Source organism: Leptospira perdikensis, from assembly GCF_004769575.1.
GTDB classification, from domain to species: Bacteria; Spirochaetota; Leptospiria; order Leptospirales; family Leptospiraceae; genus Leptospira_A; species Leptospira_A perdikensis.
Genome location: NZ_RQGA01000014.1, coordinates 242,191 through 262,631, shown reverse-complemented (window position 1 = coordinate 262,631; position 20,441 = coordinate 242,191). Strand labels below are relative to the sequence as shown.

Annotated in this window: 21 protein-coding genes; 9 read left to right on the top strand and 12 right to left on the bottom strand. The window is 39.6% G+C overall.

The genetic code is table 11. The features are described 5' to 3' along the window. Positions 1-9: 9 nt before the first annotated feature. From EHQ49_RS14030 to rsmH, 6 genes are read right to left on the bottom strand one after another with little or no spacing between them, the layout of a single operon-like run. Positions 10-1,095 (bottom strand): UDP-N-acetylglucosamine--N-acetylmuramyl-(pentapeptide) pyrophosphoryl-undecaprenol N-acetylglucosamine transferase, encoded by a 1,086-nt coding sequence (locus EHQ49_RS14030; RefSeq protein WP_135580290.1) that lies wholly within the window; start codon positions 1,093-1,095, stop codon positions 10-12. Beyond that, the gene (locus EHQ49_RS14025; RefSeq protein ID WP_135580289.1) at positions 1,092-2,240 is read right to left on the bottom strand and encodes an FtsW/RodA/SpoVE family cell cycle protein; all 1,149 of its coding nucleotides are present in this window, start codon (positions 2,238-2,240) and stop codon (positions 1,092-1,094) included. The genes EHQ49_RS14030 and EHQ49_RS14025 overlap by 4 nt, the downstream gene beginning before the upstream one ends. Positions 2,241-2,262: 22 nt before the next feature. Further along, on the bottom strand, positions 2,263-3,375 hold the full coding sequence (gene mraY, locus EHQ49_RS14020; RefSeq protein WP_135580288.1) for a phospho-N-acetylmuramoyl-pentapeptide-transferase: 1,113 nt from the start codon (positions 3,373-3,375) through the stop codon (positions 2,263-2,265). A 17-nt stretch (positions 3,376-3,392) separates the two neighbouring features. After that, entirely contained in the window at positions 3,393-4,913 is a 1,521-nt protein-coding gene (locus EHQ49_RS14015) for a UDP-N-acetylmuramoyl-L-alanyl-D-glutamate--2,6-diaminopimelate ligase (protein ID WP_135580287.1), read from the bottom strand. Continuing rightward, entirely contained in the window at positions 4,910-5,266 is a 357-nt protein-coding gene (locus tag EHQ49_RS14010; RefSeq protein ID WP_135580286.1) for a hypothetical protein, read from the bottom strand. The genes EHQ49_RS14015 and EHQ49_RS14010 overlap by 4 nt, the downstream gene beginning before the upstream one ends. After that, entirely contained in the window at positions 5,254-6,198 is a 945-nt protein-coding gene (rsmH, locus tag EHQ49_RS14005; RefSeq protein ID WP_135580285.1) for a 16S rRNA (cytosine(1402)-N(4))-methyltransferase RsmH, read from the bottom strand. Before rsmH ends, EHQ49_RS14010 begins: the two co-directional genes overlap by 13 nt. A gap of 72 nt (positions 6,199-6,270) precedes the next feature. On the opposite strand from rsmH, the gene EHQ49_RS14000 reads away from it, so the two are divergent. Continuing rightward, on the top strand, positions 6,271-6,783 hold the full coding sequence (locus EHQ49_RS14000) for an HIT family protein (RefSeq protein ID WP_135580284.1): 513 nt from the start codon (positions 6,271-6,273) through the stop codon (positions 6,781-6,783). 5 nt (positions 6,784-6,788) lie between these two features. Here EHQ49_RS14000 and EHQ49_RS13995 read toward each other — a convergent pair whose 3' ends face one another. Beyond that, positions 6,789-7,646 (bottom strand): CheR family methyltransferase, encoded by an 858-nt coding sequence (locus EHQ49_RS13995; RefSeq protein ID WP_135580283.1) that lies wholly within the window; start codon positions 7,644-7,646, stop codon positions 6,789-6,791. Positions 7,647-7,717: 71 nt separating this feature from the next. On the opposite strand from EHQ49_RS13995, the gene EHQ49_RS13990 reads away from it, so the two are divergent. Beyond that, a complete protein-coding gene (locus EHQ49_RS13990; RefSeq protein ID WP_135580282.1) occupies positions 7,718-8,464 on the top strand; it encodes a menaquinone biosynthetic enzyme MqnA/MqnD family protein in 747 nt (248 codons plus the stop codon). Here the strand turns inward: EHQ49_RS13990 and EHQ49_RS13985 are convergent. From EHQ49_RS13985 to EHQ49_RS13970, 4 genes are all read right to left on the bottom strand, one after another. Next, positions 8,461-9,105, bottom strand: coding sequence for an LIC11874 family lipoprotein (locus tag EHQ49_RS13985; RefSeq protein WP_135580281.1), 645 nt, complete (start codon positions 9,103-9,105; stop codon positions 8,461-8,463). The genes EHQ49_RS13990 and EHQ49_RS13985 overlap by 4 nt on opposite strands. A 38-nt stretch (positions 9,106-9,143) precedes the next feature. After that, positions 9,144-10,565 (bottom strand): ammonium transporter, encoded by a 1,422-nt coding sequence (locus EHQ49_RS13980; RefSeq protein WP_135580280.1) that lies wholly within the window; start codon positions 10,563-10,565, stop codon positions 9,144-9,146. A gap of 9 nt (positions 10,566-10,574) precedes the next feature. Beyond that, complete coding sequence (locus EHQ49_RS13975) at positions 10,575-12,395, bottom strand: GAF domain-containing SpoIIE family protein phosphatase (protein WP_135580279.1); 1,821 nt, start codon at positions 12,393-12,395, stop codon at positions 10,575-10,577. Between the two features lie 171 nt (positions 12,396-12,566). Further along, the gene (locus EHQ49_RS13970; protein ID WP_135580278.1) at positions 12,567-13,574 is read right to left on the bottom strand and encodes a hypothetical protein; all 1,008 of its coding nucleotides are present in this window, start codon (positions 13,572-13,574) and stop codon (positions 12,567-12,569) included. 47 nt (positions 13,575-13,621) lie between these two features. Here EHQ49_RS13970 and EHQ49_RS13965 point away from each other — a divergent pair, with 47 nt between their 5' ends. Further along, the gene (locus tag EHQ49_RS13965) at positions 13,622-14,050 is read left to right on the top strand and encodes a hypothetical protein (RefSeq protein WP_135580277.1); all 429 of its coding nucleotides are present in this window, start codon (positions 13,622-13,624) and stop codon (positions 14,048-14,050) included. A gap of 82 nt (positions 14,051-14,132) precedes the next feature. Next, entirely contained in the window at positions 14,133-15,581 is a 1,449-nt protein-coding gene (locus EHQ49_RS13960) for an AsmA family protein (RefSeq protein ID WP_135580276.1), read from the top strand. A gap of 76 nt (positions 15,582-15,657) precedes the next feature. Here the strand turns inward: EHQ49_RS13960 and typA are convergent, their stop codons facing one another. Continuing rightward, positions 15,658-17,466 carry a translational GTPase TypA gene (typA, locus tag EHQ49_RS13955; RefSeq protein ID WP_135580747.1) on the bottom strand — a complete coding sequence of 603 codons (1,809 nt, stop codon included), beginning with the start codon at positions 17,464-17,466 and terminating at the stop codon, positions 15,658-15,660. Positions 17,467-17,584: 118 nt separating this feature from the next. Here typA and rplU point away from each other — a divergent pair, with 118 nt between their 5' ends. From rplU to proB, 5 genes are all read left to right on the top strand, one after another. Continuing rightward, positions 17,585-17,893 (top strand): 50S ribosomal protein L21, encoded by a 309-nt coding sequence (rplU, locus tag EHQ49_RS13950; protein WP_002974492.1) that lies wholly within the window; start codon positions 17,585-17,587, stop codon positions 17,891-17,893. Next, positions 17,894-18,223: a ribosomal-processing cysteine protease Prp gene (locus EHQ49_RS13945; RefSeq protein WP_135580275.1), complete on the top strand. Its 330-nt coding sequence runs from the start codon at positions 17,894-17,896 to the stop codon at positions 18,221-18,223. A 3-nt stretch (positions 18,224-18,226) separates the two neighbouring features. After that, complete coding sequence (gene rpmA / locus EHQ49_RS13940) at positions 18,227-18,484, top strand: 50S ribosomal protein L27 (protein WP_135580274.1); 258 nt, start codon at positions 18,227-18,229, stop codon at positions 18,482-18,484. Between the two features lie 75 nt (positions 18,485-18,559). Further along, entirely contained in the window at positions 18,560-19,585 is a 1,026-nt protein-coding gene (gene obgE / locus EHQ49_RS13935; RefSeq protein WP_135580273.1) for a GTPase ObgE, read from the top strand. Then, a complete protein-coding gene (proB, locus tag EHQ49_RS13930) occupies positions 19,572-20,438 on the top strand; it encodes a glutamate 5-kinase (protein ID WP_135580272.1) in 867 nt (288 codons plus the stop codon). The genes obgE and proB overlap by 14 nt, the downstream gene beginning before the upstream one ends. Positions 20,439-20,441: the final 3 nt, after the last annotated feature.

Below are 20,441 nucleotides of genomic sequence, written 5' to 3'. Positions count from 1 at the left end.
TTTAAAACTTCAAACTTTGTCAGAAAAAAAATAAGAAACAGTTTGGTAAGCTGCATTCACATTAGAGAGAGATAAAGATGTATGTCCCATTTCTCTGAGGATTTCTGAATGGTCTTTCCACCCGAGTAGAATTTGTACAAGTCTTGTCGGATCATCCGAAGTGGAATGGATAGATACCGCTGCTCCTTGTGATTCTATATAATTGGCATTTTCTTTTTGGTGGTTGTCTGCAGCATAAGGATAAGGAATGAGAATCATCGGTAAACCAAAAACTAAACATTCCGCAAGAACACCTGCTCCTGATCTGGCCACAACGATATTGGCCCATTCGTAATTGGGTTTCATATCATTCGCATAGGATATAATTTCAGCATTTCCATCAGATTTATTTTTGGTTTCTTCGTATAACGAAGTACCTGTGAGGAGTCGAAATTTATATTTGGAAGCAATTTCCGGATTTTCCATGGTCTTGAGAATCATTTGGTTTAGTTGTCTGGCACCTTGGGATCCACCGAGAACAAGAACATTAACCGTATTCTTTTTTCCTTCATGTAGATTTTCATTTTGGCGGATGTTTAAGGTTTCAGGGATCACACGTTTTCGGATTGGATTCCCAATGGTTTTTCCGGAAATAGAATACTCTTCAGTCAAAGGAAAACTAAAGGCAATTTTTTTAGAAAACTTAGCAAAAATCCGAGTGATTTTTCCTGGAACACAGTTTTGTTCACAAAGATACAACTGTTTTCTGAATAGAATCGCATAAAGGATGGATGGGAGGCTCGAATACCCACCCATTCCGATCACGGCCCGAACTTTTAATTTATGAAATAGTAGAATGGTTTTAATGAAAGGAAACAGAAATAAAAACGGATAAATAATGGTTTTTAGACCACCTAACTGTGGGACATTATGCCAAAGTACTGTGCAGGGTGGATTTAAAAGATCGGGATTGTCTTTGTTACGCACAAGGGAATGCAGATAGACCGCCTCAAACCCAAAGTTAGAAATTTTTTCTGCCAAAACTTCAGCAAGGGCAACTCCGGGAGATATATGACCACCGGTTCCGCCGGCTGCAATTAAAACAGATCCACTCATAATACCAAATTCTCTTTACTCGTGATGTTGGCAAGAATTCCGAACAAGATAAAAATTGTTATGAGTGAGGATCCTCCGTAACTTAAAAAAGGAAGAGAAATACCTGTGACAGGAACAATTCCAGTCACAACAAAAAGATTCAAAATCGTTTGGAATCCAAATAAAATAAGAATCCCGGATCCTAAGAAGAACCCAAGTTTATCTTTTGTACGCTTCAGTAAAAAATAGATGCGAACCAGGAGAAAAATTACCACAAGAAGAAAAGATAAAAATCCTAAAAATCCAAAATCTTCCACAAAGGATGCCATCACAAAGTCAGTATGACTATAGGCTAAATACCGATGAGCATAACCGGAACCTACGGGACGCCCAAAACTTCCGCCATCAAAAAAAGCTCGAAAACTGGTAACCAGTTGGTGGCCTTCATCAAATCGAAATTTATAGGGATCAAGCCAAATCTCTAAACGTTTTTTACGGTATCCTACTTGGGTCACAAGAACTACAAGTAGCGGCAATACCGATACTCCAAGAATGAAAAGACGTTTCATCGGAAATCCAGCGAGTAGGACAAAGAAAAATAATACGAGAAGAAGTTCGATAGTAGTACCAAAGGCAGGTTCAATGACAATAAGAACTAAAGTAGCAAAAATCAATAATACCGAAACAATCTTCTTTCTATCCCATTTTACTTTTTTAAAATCAAAATTGTAAAAGAAATAAGAAGAAAAAAGTAAAATACTAATCTTTGAAAATTCAGAGGGTTGGATTTGAATTCCCCCAATTTGGATCCAACGATTGAAACTTCTTCCATAACTAGTTCCCACAGACTTTCCAAGGCCTGGAATAAAAACAGAAATTAACAATAACAAACTAAGGACAGAAAATACAAAAGACCAACGCACTAAAAATTGATAGGGAATTTGGCTAAAAACTAAAAAACTAAAAATTCCAAGTATTCCCCAAATAAGTTGTTTGTTTAGGTAATAATTAGAATCCGAAAACTCTCGTTCGGCGGGAATGACAGAAGCGCTGTACATAATGACAATTCCCATTCCAAAAAGAAAAAAAATCCCATAAAGCACTGGCCCATCAAACCTCGAGTTTCCAAAGCGAAAGAGGTTTTGTATTGACCGGTAAATTTCCATAACTGTCGTTTGGTGTATTTGGTTATTGGATTTTCAACGTAGACAAGGTAACAATGGCAAGTATGATTCCAATGATCCAAAAACGAATCACAACTTTTTCTTCGGACCAACCTGACAATTCAAAATGATGGTGAAGTGGAGCCATTTTAAAAATTCGTTTTCCAGTGAGTTTGAATGAACCTACCTGCAAAATTACACTCACAGCTTCTGCGACAAAAATTCCACCAAGGATCACAAGAAGGATTTCTTTTTTTAACATAATAGCAACAAGGCCAAGAGTGGATCCAAGAAATAAGGATCCTGTATCGCCCATAAAAACTTGAGCAGGATGGCAATTGAACCACAAAAATCCAAGTAAAGCACCAGAAAGTCCCGCAAGGAAAACCGCATATTCATGAGAACCAGGAAGGTAAGGAATGTGTAAATAATTTGCAGCCGATGGGGTTCCTGAGACATAGGAAATTAATGCAAAGGTTGCAGTTGCAATCACAACCGTTCCCGAGGCCAGTCCATCCAGTCCGTCAGTTAGGTTGACTGCATGAGAGCTTCCAATTAGCACAATAATAGCAAAAGGAACCGCTAAATATCCTAAATTCCAAACAGGGCCTTTGACAAAAGGTAAAAACAAATCGGTGATGGTAAAAACTACACCTTTGGTAGCAATCAAGTTTGATTTACCGGTAAAGTAAAAGTAAAGAGTGGTTATGGAAACTGCAAAGAAAATGGTCACAAGAAATTTCGTTCTAGCTCTCATCCCTCCTTTGATTTTTTTTACCGACTTCATGTAATCATCGGTAAAGCCAAGGCCTGCAAATAAGATGGCTGACACAAGAAGTAATAAAACATTAAAGTTGGATAGATTCCCCCATAACAGAGTAGAGATGGTAAGTGAGAGAATCATAATAAGCCCTCCCATCGTTGGAGTGCCTGATTTGGCAGCATGAGACTGCGGACCATCGTTACGAACTGATTCCCGAAACTTTAAGGAAAGAAGAAAGGAAATCAGAGCCTTTCCGAAAAGAAAGGTAATAAACATAGAAGTAAGACCCGCCATCATGGCACGAAGGGTAACATAACTAAAAACTCGTAAAAAACCATAATCGTTTCCGAACGATTCATAAATCCACTGGAACATTGTTTTCCCCTATCGACCTAAAGTCCTAAATTTTGAAAAGCTTTCTCTATCTCTTCGAAGTCTACAAATTTCGTTTTTTCTTTGCCAACGATTTGGTAAGTTTCATGGCCTTTTCCGGCAACCACCAAAATTCCATCTCGTTCGAGGAGTCCAACAGCCCTTTGGATCGCCACTCTTCTGTCTGTGATTTTTTCATACCTTTGGAATCCACGAGAAAACCCAGATTCGATTTCGTCCAAAATGGATTCTGGAGTTTCGGTTCTTGGGTTATCAGAAGTGAGAATGACAAAATCTGCAAAAGTTTCGGCAATCCGTGCCATCTGCGGTCGTTTGGTGCGATCGCGATCTCCCCCACAACCAAATAAACAAATCAATTGTTTGGGAGCAATTTCCACACAACTTTTTAATATATTTTCCAAAGCATCGGGTGTATGTGCATAGTCCACAACTGCAATCCGAGAACGATCAGGAAAAGGAACCACATGGAATCGACCGGGAACTGTAGGGATTTTTTCTAAACAAGAGATCACTTCTTCCCATGGAAATCCTAATTCATATGCAATGGCTAAAGCAAAGGAAGTATTAAAAACATTAAAATTTCCAAGTAAGTTTGTTTTGATACTACGGACTTCTATAAAAGGTAAATTTTTTGCTTTTTTATGAAATCTGTATTCGCTATTTAAAAGAGAAAGTTTTGTGTTAGAGAAATTGAATTCTCCCGACTTTCCAAAGATATAAATTGGTGATTTTAGTTTGGCATCGGCAATCTTTTGGACCATTTCTTTTCCGAAAGGAACATCCCCTGCCACAAGTCCAAATTTATTTTTCACAGAGGATTGTTCTAAGAGTTGGAAAATTTTAAACTTACTTTCAAAATAATCATCCATATTTGAATGAAAATCCAAATGATCTTGTGTTAGGTTTGTAAAACCTGCACAAGTGATTTCAAGTCCAGCCACTCGTCCCAGTTTCAAACCATGGCTACTCATTTCGATAAATACGTATTCAATTCCTTCTTCTAACATTTGTTTGAGGAGAAGATTCAAAGAAGAAGCATCCGGTGTTGTATATCCCGATTCTAAAACCCGATCCATAATTTGGATTTGTACAGTTCCGATAAGAGCAGCATTTTTACCAACTTTTCTTGCTAGGTGAAAAAGAATAAATGTTAAAGAAGTTTTGCCGTTAGTTCCTGTTATGGCAACTAGTTTCATTTTTTTGGCTGGGTTTCCAGCAAGTAGGCAAGCAATTTTACCATGTGCTTCTCCCACAGAATCCTCTGTTTCAAGGATCGCAGAAAATAATTCTAGACCCTTTAATTTTAAGTGGCGTTTAGAAATAAGAACCACTTGAGAGCCAAATTCTGCTGCCATCTTAAGAAAGGATTCTTGGTTTTCTATTGTATCTTCAGGAAGAACGAAGATATCATTTTGTTTTAATTTGCGACTATCTCCCCAAATATATTCCACTTCTAGAGAATTTTCCCCTTTGATGAGTTTTACATCGGGAATCCGTTTGATGATTTCTGATAATTTCATTTTTTTTCTGATTGCCCCTCTTCAGGAATCGGAGGAAGCTCTATCGTCACTGTGCGATTGCCCAAACTAATGGGAAGGAATTGGTAAGTTCTACGGTAAAGGGTTTCAATTCGTTCTGCGGAAGTATAAGCAACAATTCCAATTTTTAATTCATCATTTTTACGTTTCAGTTCTTCTTTGGTAGAAGTTCGTTCATGGATTTGTCGGTTCAGTTTTGCTTTTGCCAATCCTTGCCAAACAATGGAGTAAAAAAACATAAGGAAAGGAAATAAAACCACAAGAGGTTTTAAGGGTGAAAAAAAACCCAAAACTTGATTTGGAATGTTACGTATGTTTCCTTTCATTTTTCCCATCTCTTATTCAATATCGGTTCTATCTTTTGAATACCCCGTAATTTTGCAGATCGAGAAGCCCTGTTTTCCCTGATTTCTGTGTCTGTAGGAAGGATGGGTTTTTTGGTCAGGATTTCAAAATTATCTGTAGATTTTAAGTCGCGAAAGGTCCATTTTACAATCCTATCTTCTAACGAATGGAAAGAAATACAGGTAAGAACTCCCCCTATTTTTAAGGCTTCAGAAAGAGCTCGAATTCCCTTTTCAGCATGTAACAGTTCTTCGTTGACCTCAATCCGTAGAGCCTGAAAAATCCGAGTGGCTGGGTGGGATTCTTTGGGCCAAAACTTTCTCGGGATGGAAGCTTCGACAAGTTTGACAAGATCTGTATTCGTTTCGAATTTTTTTTTATGCCTCGACTGTACAATGTTATTTGCTATTTTTAAAGCCCAACGTTCTTCTCCGTATTCCCAAAATACTTTTTTTAAGTGGAGGACGGTACTGTAGTTCACAACATCGGCTGCAGTTTTTTGTCCTACTTGGGGTTCGAGTCGCATATCGAGTGGTTCATCATTTTTAAAAGTAAACCCTCTTCCTGAATGCAGGAAATGAAAGAGCGAAACTCCTAAATCCACAAGGGCTCCATCAAGGCCCGGACATTCTAATGAATCCAAAAGTTCTTTGTCTACTTCTGAAAAATTCATTTGAAAAGGATGGACCCGGTCGAGAGAGCCAACAACGGAAAGGATTTCTTTTTTCGCCCTTTCCAACATAATTGCATCACGATCGATCAGAATCAGGTGGGCCTTGGGGAATGTTTTTAGGATCAGTTTGGAATGACCACCTTCACCTGCAGTTCCATCCAGAAACCACTGGGGCTCGGATGAATCCGTTTTTTGGAGTAAATCGATGACTTCGCCAGGAAGTACGGGAATATGAGGAGATTCTGACACTGTTACTTTCTTACTGTATACTTGCCAAAATCCTTGCAATCCTTTAATCCTTTAGGGAGATTGAAAGTACAAATGAGTTCCTATGAAGAACATTCTATTAGAAAAAACCTGTTCAGCATAGGAAAATTGGGTTATGCTAAAGGGGACAGACCCAACGTGGACTGCATTCTTTGTGGTGTTCGCGATAAAAACGAAATTGTTCCCAATCTTACCATCGCAGAGACAGACCTTTCGATTGTATCAGTCAATCTTTTCCCCTACAATCCGGGTCACATCATCATCTTTCCCAAACGTCATATCATCCACTACTTAGAGCTGACAGAAGAAGAAGCACTCGACATCCATAAACTCACCCAAAAAGCAATGAGGATACTAGAGAAACAATGGCGGGTTCAAGGGTTTAATATTGGTTATAACTTAGGAAAAAATAGTGGCGGATCCATTCCCCATATCCATGAACATATTGTTCCTAGGTTTCCCAATGAGGCAGGATTCTTAGATGTACTTTCCAATACAAGGATCGTAATCTATGAACCCTACCAAATGTGGGATGATCTAAAAAAACTTTGGCAGATAGAAGACTAAATTTTTTAGTCTTTCTTTTGGTAGATTGTATGTCCTAAGAATTTGAAACTATCTGAGATTCCAAACATAGTTTCCGAATGACCAAGGATTAAATATCCCTTTGGTTTCAGACTCACTTCAAAATTCTGGAATAGCGTTTTTTGGGTTTGTTTATCAAAGTAAATCACCACATTCCTACAAAAAATCAAATCCAACTTATCCGTAATGGGAAAAGGAAAATGCAAAAGATTAATTTGTCTAAAATCAATCAGCGCTTTTAGATGTGGTTTTGCCTCGTAGAAAACGTGGTCCTTTTCTATCGTTTTGATAAAATGTTTTGCTTTGAGAGCTTCTGATACCGGCTCCAGTCTCTCGTCTCGGTAGAGTCCTTTTTTTGCCGTGGCGATCACCTGTGTATCGATGTCAGAGGCATAGATTTTACAATTCCAACCGGGTTTCGAATTGAAATAATCATAAACACTGATGGCGATAGAATACGGTTCTTCCCCGGTGGAAGAAGCTGAACACCATATACGCAAAGTTTTTGATCCACCATTGGCACTTGCTTGTTCTAGGGCAGGAAAGTATTGGTTTTTTAAAAATTCAAAATGGTGGTTCTCTCGAAAAAAATCCGTTTTGTTTGTTGTTATGCGATTGATGAGCTCTTGCATCTCATCCGTCGCAAATTTAGGGTCTAGTTTAAGTTTAGCTACATAGTTTTCAAAACTAGCAATTCCCAAAGTACGGAGGCGTGCATTGAGCCTAGACTGGACCATGATTTTTTTATGTGGTGCTAAAAAAATCCCAGCTTGTTTGTACACTAAATTTTTAATGAATTCAAATTCGGCATCACCGATTGTGTTTAAAGATGTTCGAAAGTCCAATTTGTCCTCGTAAGTGATTCGACACTCTTTTCTCGTTCTGACAAGTTGTTTTTTATAAGGGATACTAGATAATGAAAATAGGCATCGTAAAACACCTGAATGCCCGCCCCCTAACCCTCTATTTTGAGAGAACTTCCGGATTTATACCAGTTTATGAGAACCCTAGTGTCCTCATCGAACTCCTAAAACAAGGAGAATTGGACTGTGCCCTCGTATCTTCTATTGAATGTGAAAGAAATCATGAGGTTTTAGACTACACAAAAGTAGTCGGAGTCTGTGCAAGAGATGTGGTTCGTTCTGTACTTTTCTTTCGACATGAATCTGAACCTGGACTTCCGAGGGTTGTATATACAGACAAAGGTTCCCGTTCCAGTGTGGCCCTTCTCCAATGCCTACTCTTTCGCGAGTTCGGAAAATTGGTGGAAGTCATACCCACTCCTGCATCCGAAATTTCAGAGATGATGGCCAAGGGTCAGGGGTCTCATCTTTTATTTGGAGACCATGCACTATTACAAACCCCAGTTCCCGGATACCAAGTGGTAGACCTTGCGGAATGGTGGAACCAGTCAACAGGACTTTATTTCTGTTTCGCCTTCTGGGCCTTCCCCAAAGGAAAGGTTTGGGATGACAGACTTTTCCTTTCCGCTTTGGAATTTGGATTAAAGGATTTGGATTCTATTATCAAAGAGGAAAAACGTCTTCCGATTGCAGTAACAGATCGTTACCTCAAACAAGAGTTACACTATATTCCCGAACAAAGGAACCTAGATGGTTTTGAACTATTTATCAAAACCGCAAGAGAACTCAAACTCGTTTAGAAAAATCGAATTTTGTATTCCCATGTTTTAAAGTCAGGATTTTCTAAGGTTTCTTGAAGGGGTATTTGGTAAGTTAAATTTCCAAGACCAATAAACCCTCGATTCGAACTACATTCCGAATCCTTTGGAAACAAAACTTTAAATTGGATTCGACCTTCGCGTAGGAGTCGAGATGTTTCCGAAATGATTTTCTTTTCTCCAGCACCCGCATCGATAGTTGTACTGTCTGTTAGGTTGAGGAAATCTCTTTTCACAACCAAGGACCTTGGTTTCGATTTGATAGAAAAAGTTCCAATGAGAACACCTTCCAAATGGATTGGATCTTCAAAATCCAATTTGTAAGAAACCTTTCCCTTTCGTTTGAAATACATATCCGTTGTTTCTGATTTTTCTAATTCACGAAAAGTAAAGTCCCTAACCTGCAAATTGTTATTCGATTTTTTTTTGACAGAGGTGATGATTTCTTCTTTAGAAGTTGGAAGGAATTTGATGAGGGAGTCTTTGGAATCTTTTTTTAGGGGGACTGTATAGGAGATTTCGACTGTTCCCGAACTTTGTTTTCGGAAAAGAATGGTCTCTTCATATTCAAAACAACCAAAGAAAAATAAAAGAAGGCAGGTTAGTGGGAGAAAACGAAACACAACCTAGGCTTCCCATACAGAAAGCCCAGGGTCAAGGACTATTTGGAAACGGGGTAAGCCTCGTTTCCGTGTTCTAAAATATCCAAACCTAACAATTCTTCTTCTTCAGAAACTCGAAGTCCAATTGTCTTTTTGATGATATAAAATACGGCAAAACTTGTCGGGAAAGCCCATAGAAAGGCAGTCACAACACCGATGGCCTGTGCCGCAAATTGAGCAAATCCAGCACCAGAAAAAAGGCCTGTGTCTAAGCTGAAAAGTCCCACTGCAAGTGTTCCCCAAGCGCCGCAAACCCCGTGAACCGAAACCGCACCTACAGGGTCATCAATTTTGATTTTGTCTAAAAAGAGAACGGAAACAATCACAAGGACTCCGGCGACTGCTCCAATACAAACTGCTCCCGTGATACTCACAACATCGCAAGGAGCGGTGATAGCCACAAGACCAGCAAGCCCACCGTTTAGGGTCAGACCAATCTCTGGTTTTTTAAACAGAAGCCAAGTGAGAACCATGGCGGAAATCGCACCAGCACAAGCAGCCATATGAGTAACTACTGCTATGCGAGCAAAACTACCACCCTCAATAGAAGTAGTAGAACCTGGATTGAACCCAAACCAACCAAACCAAAGGATAAAAACTCCAAGAGCCGCCATAGACATATTGTGTCCTAAAATCGGGTAAACTCTTCCATCTGTTTGGAATTTTCCCATCCGCGGCCCCACCACAAGTGCACCAGCAAGACCTGCCCAAGCTCCTACACTATGTACCACAGTAGATCCAGCAAAATCATGAAATCCAACTCCTTCTCCACCACCAAGTCCGAGGGTTTCTAAAAATCCGCTAGAAATTCCAAAGAGACTTCCCCAGGCAAATGATCCAAAGATTGGATAAATAAAGGCAGTGATGACAATGGAAAATAACAAATAAGCTGAAAACTTAGTTCGCTCTGCCATCGCTCCCGAAACAATCGTTGCTGCCGTCGCCGCAAAAACAATTTGGAAGATAAAGAAGGTATACTTAGAAGGATCCATATTTCCATCTTCCGTATTGATCAAACTCTCTGCGAAGGAGGGAACTCCCACTCCAAATCCTGTGAGAACTTGTGGGCCGAACATAATCCCAAAACCAACTACCCAATAAGCAATCGCTCCCACCGTTAAATCAGAGAAGTTTTTCATTAGAATATTCACTGCATTTTTAGCTCTTGTAAATCCGGCTTCTACATAGGCAAAACCAGCTTGCATAAAAAACACAAGAAAAGCTGCAATACAAGTCCATACCCAATTTGCTTCTTGTTTGGTGGTCTCAAGTGCAAGTTTTGTTTCTGCAAGGGAAGATTTGATACTTGCCATTTCCTTTGCCAAGGTTTCCAAACTCTCTGCGTTTGTGGATTCTTCTGCCCCAATATTGGAGGCAATTAGGAGAATCAAAATAAGTAGTAATTTTCCAAACTGTTTCATATATTTTCCTTAACCGACTTTCTGCGAATGTGATTCTAACCTTAAAAGAGAGGTTTTTAATTCCAAACTTTGAGGTGTATTTTTTACGCCTTGTTGCAATACTTTGATTGCTTTTGGTTTCGCATTTTCTTTCAAATAACATTGTGCTAGTAAGATACTAGCTTTTGCAAAACTATGATCACTCGAAAGAGCCATCTTTAACGCGCGTTTTGCTTCCGAAATCATCCCTGCTTTGTAATAGGCTCGCCCCATCATAAAGTGTGACGCGGCTGTATTATCTCCCGAGGTTCGTAAATACTCTTCTAAATACCGAATGGCTTCGTGGTATTTTCCGTCTCGGTAATACATTTTCCCTAAAAATACCAGAATTTCTTTGAGAGAGGAATCTATACTAAAGGCTTTGAGGGCTTGGGCATATGCCTCTTCCATTTTCATCTTCGAATTGGACTGTTTCGCCATTTGTATGTAATGCGAAGCCTCTGGAATTGAATCCCCACAATAAAGAAAAAGAAAACTTAAATCATCCCCATTGGGAACTTCCCCTTGGTAAGCTCTAAATCGTTCTACAAAAGAATTAGCCAGTTTTTTAAGATCTACTTTTCCACGACCTTCCATAACCAGGCGTTCCCTTTCATCCTGTAACCAAGTTAAAATTCGATCGACTCCTACCTCGTCCTTTAAATGATTTCTCTGTTCGCTAAATCCATCGGAGATCAGTAGTAAAAAGTCACCTGGTTCCAACTTACCTTGTTTTTCTTCATAATCAATTTTTCTAACAGGAAGAATTCCTAGAGGTACACCTTTGGTATCGTACTGAATGAAGGTATCATCAGCTGCTTTATAATGTAACATCCGTTGGTGGCCTGCATTCACGTATCCAAAAGTATAATCACTAAAAATTCGAACCATAAAAGCGGTGAAATATGTAGATTCGGGGAGTTGTTCTCTTAGTTTTTCACCCAGTTCTTCCATAATTTCTGTAAGCCCAAGACCTGCCATAACCGACCTACGAAATTGGTGGTGGATGGCCATAGTCACAAGAGCAGCTGGGATTCCATGTCCCGAAACATCGATGTTAATTGCTGTTAAGGAATGACCTTGTCTTACAATATCAACTAAGTCTCCACTCACTTCCGCCATAGGTTCATAATGGCTGGCAAAATAGATTCCATTCCAAGCACTTAGATCTTGAGGTAGGATTTGGCTTTGGACATTGCGACCCATTTTCAAATCCCATTCTAGTTGGTTTAAGATGGCAGCTTCTCTAGCTCTTGCAGTTACAAGCCCTTCAATCAGCCTTACCCCATAAAGGGCAAGTGCTAGCTGAGAAGTAAGTGCTTCTAAAATTTCTAAGTCATCGATGATATAAAAATTTTCTCGTTCACTTTCTACAGCCAGTGTTCCAAGAATTTCTTCCTTTTGCATAATCGGAACACACATAACCGATTTTGTTTTTTCTCCCTCATCAAAAAAATGGGCGGAACGAGTGAGATCATTAACAAGCACTGGTTCTTTGGTTTCAAATACAGAACCAGAATAACCTTCGCCCATCACCAGATTGCGACGAGGAGGTTCTGTTTCTTTGACAAACTTAACGGGGACTAGATATTCTCCATCCCAAAGTCGGAGTGTTGTATTATCTGATTCAAAGATCTCCTGACAGATCAGGATGACTTTGGAAAAGAGTTGGTCTTCTCTATCTAAATTAGCAAATTCTTTGGATATGTAGAGAAGGATCGCAATTTTATCTTTGTCTGTTAATCCTCCCACGACTTTGTTTTGTCCGCGGAAGTTGACGAGCATTCGTTTGGAAACTTTGAAATCAACCATATAGGATACCTTTCTGATTTAGATGCAAGTATCGTACCGACAGTGCATCTCGCCTAAAGAAGTCAGAATATCCTATAATTCTCTACATTTTGTTCCAAACTTCAGCGAAAGGGATAGAAAGCATTTATGGAAACCATCCATATTGCTTATAATCTAGACAAATGGTGTTCTTCATTGGAACTGAATTTGGATTTGAGCAGCAGCTCGGGTCTCTGCTCCCTCTCTTTCAGGCACACTTAAACCTGATCTTTGGAGAGAAACAGAATACAAATACCCTTCCCCTAACTCGGAAGGAAAGAAGGAACCGGCAATTCCAATGGAAGCCGTATAAAATCCTCTAAGGGCAGAGTCCGCCCGAAACTCACGTCCAAAACCCGTGAGAACCTGGAAGGATTCGATTTTACCGATCGCTAAACCGACGTTACCTGCATACATGGTGCGAATCGGGTAATGAAAAGAGTTATCTCCCCCATTTACAGAAATCTGAGATCGTTCAAAAAAAGTACGATGTATTTCCATTTGTAGATCTATGGATTCCGTAATTTTATATCCGACGCCCACTAGCAGTCGTTCCGGGAGGCGTTCTTTTAGTTTTTCTGATCCCAAATACTTGTCAAAACGGTAACTTCCCGGTGATTCTAATATTAACCCCATTCGGAAGTTTCCATATTGAATGGCTGTAGAAGCTGATAGATTCCAAGAATAGGAACTATACCCTCCGATACGTCCAGAAATTCCTGGTCCTAAATTTAAAGCAAAGGATAGATATTCGTTCCATTTCCAACTAACAAAACCTTGAAAGGCATAATTAGAAAATCTTTCATCCGCAGGAAAGGATCGTAAAAAAACAGGTTTACCGCGAAATCCAAACCCTAAGGAATCAGAATAAGAAAAGTAAAGAGCACCCGAGAGGTATAATGGAGATACTTTTGGATTCGCATAACTTCCGTTTACGCCCGCATCTACGATATGTTTAGTTTGATTGGAAAGAAATGCAGTATTTCCATAAATACTTCCCATTGAATTTTTTGTAACCACTCCCGACGAAGAAAGTCCCAACAAATACGCTGAAGGGTAAGCCGATTCATATCCCGAAACTTGTGCCCAAAGACTTCCAAAAAAGCTGGTGGAAATGAGAAGACTAAATAATAGGAAATACCATTTTCTTTTGAAAATCATTTACTGCCATTACTCCAAAGATTTATTGGAAAGAAAAGGGATTTCCGATGACAAAACCCATGTACAAACAATTTCGATCACCTCAAGGATGGTATTCTTTTCTGTTTCCTGCGACTTGGGAACATATGGTTGTCGAGGAAATACCTGCCTTTTTCCATCCGGATGGTGGTGGTGCCTTACAAGTTTATGCTTTTGAATCTAAATTAGAAGATTTCAATGTTGACCAAGAATTAGAAAACTATTTAAAAATCCATGAAATTGATTATGATGCAGAAAATGTAGCTGTTTTTGAAAACAATGAAGGATCTTCCATCCGCGCTTGTGAATTTTTAAAGGAAGATCGAGTTTGGATGGTCTATATGGTTGCCAATCGGTCTAGAATGTTACTAGTCACTTACAATTCAGATGAAGAAGTGGGAGATGACCTTTTCCAACAGTTAACCAACATTATCAGTTCGGTTCGTTTTCTGAATTAATTTATTTCCCTTTTTTACTTTACAGAGTCCAATTTCCCCTTAGTCTCAATTCCACTCTTTAGTGTCAGAATTAGGAGACAGTATGAAAAAGATAGGTTACGGAATTGGTGCAGTCTTCGCAAGCATCCTTCTCATGGTCATCATTGCGTTAGTATTTGCCGGGAGTTTCATCACTCCCAGTTTTCTTGTCAAACAAATCGAATCTGCAATCAATGTGCGAGCCCATGTAGAATCCGTCAATATCAACCTTGTCAATGTCCTTTCCGGAATAGAGATTGAAGGTATCATCCTTGCACCAAGGGATGAAGTGGCGAACAAAGGTACACCTCTCGATGAAAGAAAATCCAAACCAAAAGGTCTCATTCAACTTGGAAAAGCAGATGTTAAAATTTCTTTTTTAGCCCTTCTGACCAAAACCTTAAAAGTAAATAAAATTGTTCTAAAACAACCAGAGATTTCGCTGACTATGAATGAAGATGGTGGGAACAATTTAACTTCACTTTTCAAAACACCGAAAATTGTAGATGGCGAAAAGAACCCTGCTCTTTCCCCTGAAGCACTAGCAGAAAAAAAAGCAGCTGAGGAAGAAGAAGCTAAAGAAAAGGCAAGTGCCCCACCTTCTGGACCATTCTCGATCAAAGACATTCCGATTGCTATCAAGATGGGTCTTGTCGGAATCCAAGATGGAAATATTCAAGTCAGTATGCGCAAAACAGGACAGATCATTCAAATTCAAAAATTGGATTTAGAGCTAAAAGACATTGATATTGATGGAAGTGATCTCGAGTCACATAACAATGTGAATGTGAATTTTGACGCCGATGTCACAATCATTGGCAGAAACAAAAAGGAAGCAGCTAAGTTTTTATTAGAAACGGAAGGGAAAGTTGTTCCCTTTGTTGTCAAAACAGGACTTGTAAATCCAAAAGTCATTTATGAAGTCACAATGAAGGAGGATTCCTTTGTTTCTGGATTTGCTGCATTTGATGCCATTGCCGGGGAACTTCCCATGATGAACCAAGCGGGACTAAAACTGGATAAATTGAAGGAAAAAGCAGAACTTAAAAAAGATGTATCCTTCAAAGTTGAGTATAGCAATGGAAAGGTGACCTTTTTAGATGAACCAACGTTCCCAACTAAAAACTACGACTTACAAATTACTAAGGGTTCTTATATCGTTACAACAACGAACTATCATGAGATGAAAATGGGTATGTTGTATGATGAAGATGAATCCAAAAAATCTTTAGCTTCTGTGGATGAAAAAATAAAACAAGTTACTAAAGGTCAAGGAGACACAAAAGCCCTTCGTAACAAAATTGTAGGAAACCTTGTCAAAAACGAAAGACTGTTTATACCATTTCGCACTTACGGTGACATTCGTAACCCCAATGTGGAACTTGGTGTGGGTCTTGGAACCATTTCCGACCTTGTTAGCGGTGCGGTGAAAGAAGTGATTAAAGGAAAAGCTGGAGACGCTTTAAAAAAGATTCCCGGTGCAGGAGATGCACTCAAAGGTCTCGGTTTCTAAATACCAAAATTACATAAAAAAAGGGACTAAAAATTTAGTCCCTTTTTGCTTTCAAAAGATTTTGGTTTGGTAAAGTCTAACGACCACCACCCGATCTTTTTCTCATACTTGCATCCAAAACCTTTTTACGAAGACGTAAACTTTGTGGAGTCACTTCCAAAAGTTCATCATCATCTAAAAATTCAATGGATTGTTCCAAAGTCAGTTTCTTTGGCGGAACGAGACGAATCGCTTCATCAGAACCAGAAGCACGTACGTTGGTTAATTTCTTTTCACGTACAGGGTTTACTTCTAAATCCGAATCACGGCTGTTCATTCCGAGGATCATCCCTGGATAGACTGCAACTTGTGGTTCAATGAAAAGTTCTCCACGTTCCTGAACCTTCCAAAGAGCATAGGCAGTAGAATCGCCAGAGTCCATAGAAATGAGAGCACCATTTTTACGGCCAGGAATTTCACCTTTGTATTTATCAAAACGTAGGAAACGGCTAGACATTACTCCTTCCCCACGAGTTTCAGAAATAAAATGACCTCTAAAACCGATAAGACCTCTTGTCGGAATGACATATTCCACACGAGTGATTCCGGAAGTATGGGCATCCATTCCTGTTAATTCACCTTTACGGCGATTCAATTCTTGGATACAAGCACCAGAGTATTGGTCAGGTAAATCCATTACGAGAGTTTCGTATGGCTCAATTTTTTCACCAAGTTCATTTTGTTTGATGATCACTTCCGGGCGAGATACTTGGAGTTCGTATCCTTCTCTTCTCATGTTTTCAATGAGGATCGATAAGTGGAGTTCCCCACGTCCTAAAATTTTAAAACGATCTTTGTCTTCTGTTTCTTCTAAACGAAGTGCTACGTTGGTTTCAAGTTCTCTATCCAAACGTTCCCGAAGGTTTCTTGTTGTAACAAATTTCCCTTCTTTACCAGCAAACGGTGAGTTGTTGACCATAAAGAACATGGAAACGGTTGGTTCTTCTACTTGGATCGCAGGTAGTGGAAGTGGATTTCCAAGATCACAAACAGTATCCCCGATGAACACATCTGGAATCCCGGCCATAGCTACGATGTCTCCGGAACCTGCTTCATCAATTTCGTAACGAGTGAGTCCTTCGTAACCATAAAGTTTTGTGATTTTATAATTAGCAGTTGTTCCGTTAGTTTTTGCGAGTGTTACGTCAGCACCTTTTTTCATTGTCCCTTGGTAGATTTTACCAATGGCAATACGACCTACGTATTCATTGTAATCAAGGGCTGTGACTTGGAATTGGAGTGCTTTATCACTTTCACTTTTTACCGCAGCAACATGTTCCAAAACTTTATCAAGAAGTGGTTCGATGTTTGATCCTGGAACTTCGGAAAGTTGGTTTACCGCCCAACCTTGTTTTGCAGAAGCATAAACAATAGGAAAGTCTAACTGTTCTTCTGTTGCACCAAGGTCGCTGAATAAATCAAAAACTTTGTCTACGGAATAACCAGGTCTTGCACCCTCTCTGTCTACTTTGTTCACAACCACAATTGGTTTGTGACCAAGTTGGAGTGATTTTCCAAGCACAAATCGAGTTTGTGGCATCGGTCCGTCGAAAGCATCGACAAGTAATAGTGTACAGTCTGTCATGGACAGAACTCGTTCTACTTCTCCTCCGAAGTCCGCGTGACCTGGAGTGTCTACGATATTAATGCGAGTGCCTTTGTATTTTACCGAAGTGTTCTTGGCAAGGATGGTAATCCCTTTTTCTTGCTCCAATGCGTTGGAGTCCATGAGTCTCTCTCGGTCTTCTTTTGCAGTTACGGCGCCCGTATGGCGAAGGATACAATCTGTTAGTGTCGTCTTACCGTGGTCGACGTGTGCGATGATGGCGATGTTGCGAATTTCCATTGTTTTTACCAGAAATTCTAATCCAGTTAGGCTGTAAATGGGGATTTCAGTTTGACAAGAGGTGGCCATCAGAAATCCTGGTAAGAACTACATTCGAGAAAGAGATTAGGATAGTTATATGTTCGCCATCATTGAACTTGGAGCCAAACAATTTAAAGTGTCTCCTGACCAGGTATTCGTCGCAGAAAAAACAGGAAACTCGGTTGGAAGCACAGTAGAAACGAAAGTCCTACTCCTTTCCGATAATAACAAAGTGAACATTGGTTCACCAGCACTTTCCGGTGCCAAAGTTACTTTGAAAGTATTAGAAGACTGCAAGGGTGAAAAAATCCACGGTTTCAAATACAAAAAAAGAAAAAACTACAAGAAGTCTTGGGGTCACAGACAACAACTCCAAAAACTCCAAGTAGTATCCATCAACGGATAATTGATTTATAGTAAGATTTTTAAAGATTTAGGAGGGAAAATCGCAGGAATCCAACTGGAAGGACATTCTCCCAAGGACTTAGGTTCGAAAGGTGAAAATCTTTTGTGTGCAGGGGTCTCCACTCTGGTTCAGAGTGCCCACTCTTACTTAGCATCACAGGACAGTTTGGAAACGGAAGAAAAACGAGACGGATACGTAACGTTTTTAGTCAAAAAACACCAAAGAGATGGCTACCAAAGCCTACTTTCGATGGTGGAGTTTGGATTAAAATCTTTAGAACAGTCTCATTCCCAAGCGATTTCCATCCAAGACGAAATAATAAAGGGGTAAACAATGGCTACAAAGAAAGGTGGTGGATCCACAAAGAACGGTCGTGATTCGGTATCGAAGAGACTTGGTGTAAAAGTTTACGGTGGACAACTAGCAATTGCTGGAAACATTATTGTTCGCCAAAGAGGAACTGAATACAAAGCCGGAAAAAATGTAGGGATTGGTCGTGACCATACTCTTTATGCACTTGTTGACGGTGTTGTGACTTTCGAACATGTAACTAAAGAAAGACAACAAATCTCCGTTTACCCGAAAGTGTAATCCTCTCATACATTTGAGAGGCGAAACCCGTTTTAGGATCTCCTTAAACGGGTTTTTTTTTGACCAAAGGAAACTATGAGCGGATTTATCGACGAAGTACCCATTCAAATTCGAGCCGGACACGGAGGGGCAGGTTCTGTCCATTTCCATAAAGAGAAATTTGTAGAATTTGGTGGCCCGGATGGTGGTGACGGTGGCAAAGGTGGCGATGTCATCTTTATTGCTGAAGGTCGGATGATGACTTTGGAAAACTACCTTCCCGATCGTATGTATGCAGCCCAAGACGGCGAACCAGGACTTGGCCAAAATCGAAATGGGAAAAATGGTGAGGATTTAATCCTAAAAGTACCTGTAGGAACCCAAATCATTGATTCCGTTACCATGGAACTCATCTATGATTTCAATCACGACGGCGAAAGTTTTACCATTGCTACGGGCGGGCGTGGTGGAAAAGGAAATACATTTTTCAAAACATCTGTCCAACAAGCTCCTCGCTACAGCCAACCCGGAGAAGATGGTGGCCAGCTTTCTTTATTATTAGAATTAAAATTACTCGCAGACATTGGGATTGTAGGACTTCCTAACGCCGGTAAGTCGACCCTACTCGCAAAAATCACCCATGCTCACCCTAAAATTGCTGGTTATGCCTTTACTACCCTTTCCCCTAACCTTGGTGTGGTACATAGACATGAAGATTTATTTCGTTATACGGTAGCAGACATTCCTGGAATCATTGAGGGGGCTTCTCGAGGTGTCGGCCTTGGGATTAGTTTTCTCAAACATATCGAACGAGTCCAAGGGATTCTTTTTCTTTTTGACGGTGGGAATTTACAACTCGAAGAAGAATTAGAAATGTTACGAAGTGAACTTGGGAATTACAACCAAACTCTTTTAAACAAAAAATATCTCATCGTCATCAACAAAATGGATATTTGGGATAATGATCCTACGTTTACAGAAGAGATCAAAAAAAACTATTCCCATTTAGGAGAAATCATTTGTATTTCTGCCGACAAAGAATCCAATTTAGAATACTTACTCGAACGCATTGACAAAGTATTTTTCCCTGAAAAAGCAAAGTTAGTTTATGAAAACACGTAAGGAATTTTTAGACTCCATAAAGAAGGCCAAACTCATTGTGATCAAAATCGGAAGTGCTCGAGTTTCCGGTGAAGAATCTAAAATTAATGATTTTTTATATGATTTAGTCGGTGACATTCGAATGTTACGTGACCAAGGAAAAGAAGTGATCCTTGTTTCCTCCGGTGCCATTGCCCAAGGAAAAAAACTTCTTTCGGAACAAAGTGGATCAGGGTCTATATTCAATGGAAAAACCACTCTTGCCGAAAAACAGGCGTTTGCTGCCATGGGTCAAAACAAACTCCTTAATCTTTATGAAAGCTTTTTTAGCCGTGTTAATATACCAATCGCCCAAATTCTTTTTGGAAGAAAGGATTTGAATGAGGAAAAAAGTTTTACCAACTTAAAACAAACTTTTCGTCAGTTACTCGGTTGGGGAATCCTTCCCATTGTAAATGAAAACGATTCCGTTTCCACAGAAGAAATTAATTTGGGAGATAACGATATTCTATCTGCCATTGTTGCTTCCATTGTGGGAGCAGACCTTCTTCTTATCCTAACAGGTGTAGATGGATTTTTAAAAGAAAATTCTAAAATCGATTTATTTACCGAGATCACAGAAGAGACAGAGAAATTGGCAACAGGTCCTTCTGGTCCTGGAACGGGTGGTATGTTTACTAAAATCAATGCCGCCAAACTTTTATTACCCTACGGAATCAAAACGGGAATCGTGAATGGTGAGAAAAAACATGCTATCTCTCAGTTTTTTGAAGTTGAAAACTTTGGAACTTTAATTGCGGATCAGACTTCAGCTCATCGTGTTCCCACTGCTTCTGAAATCCAGTCCCATTTCTTTTCTTTTCCTACGGAGTAAACT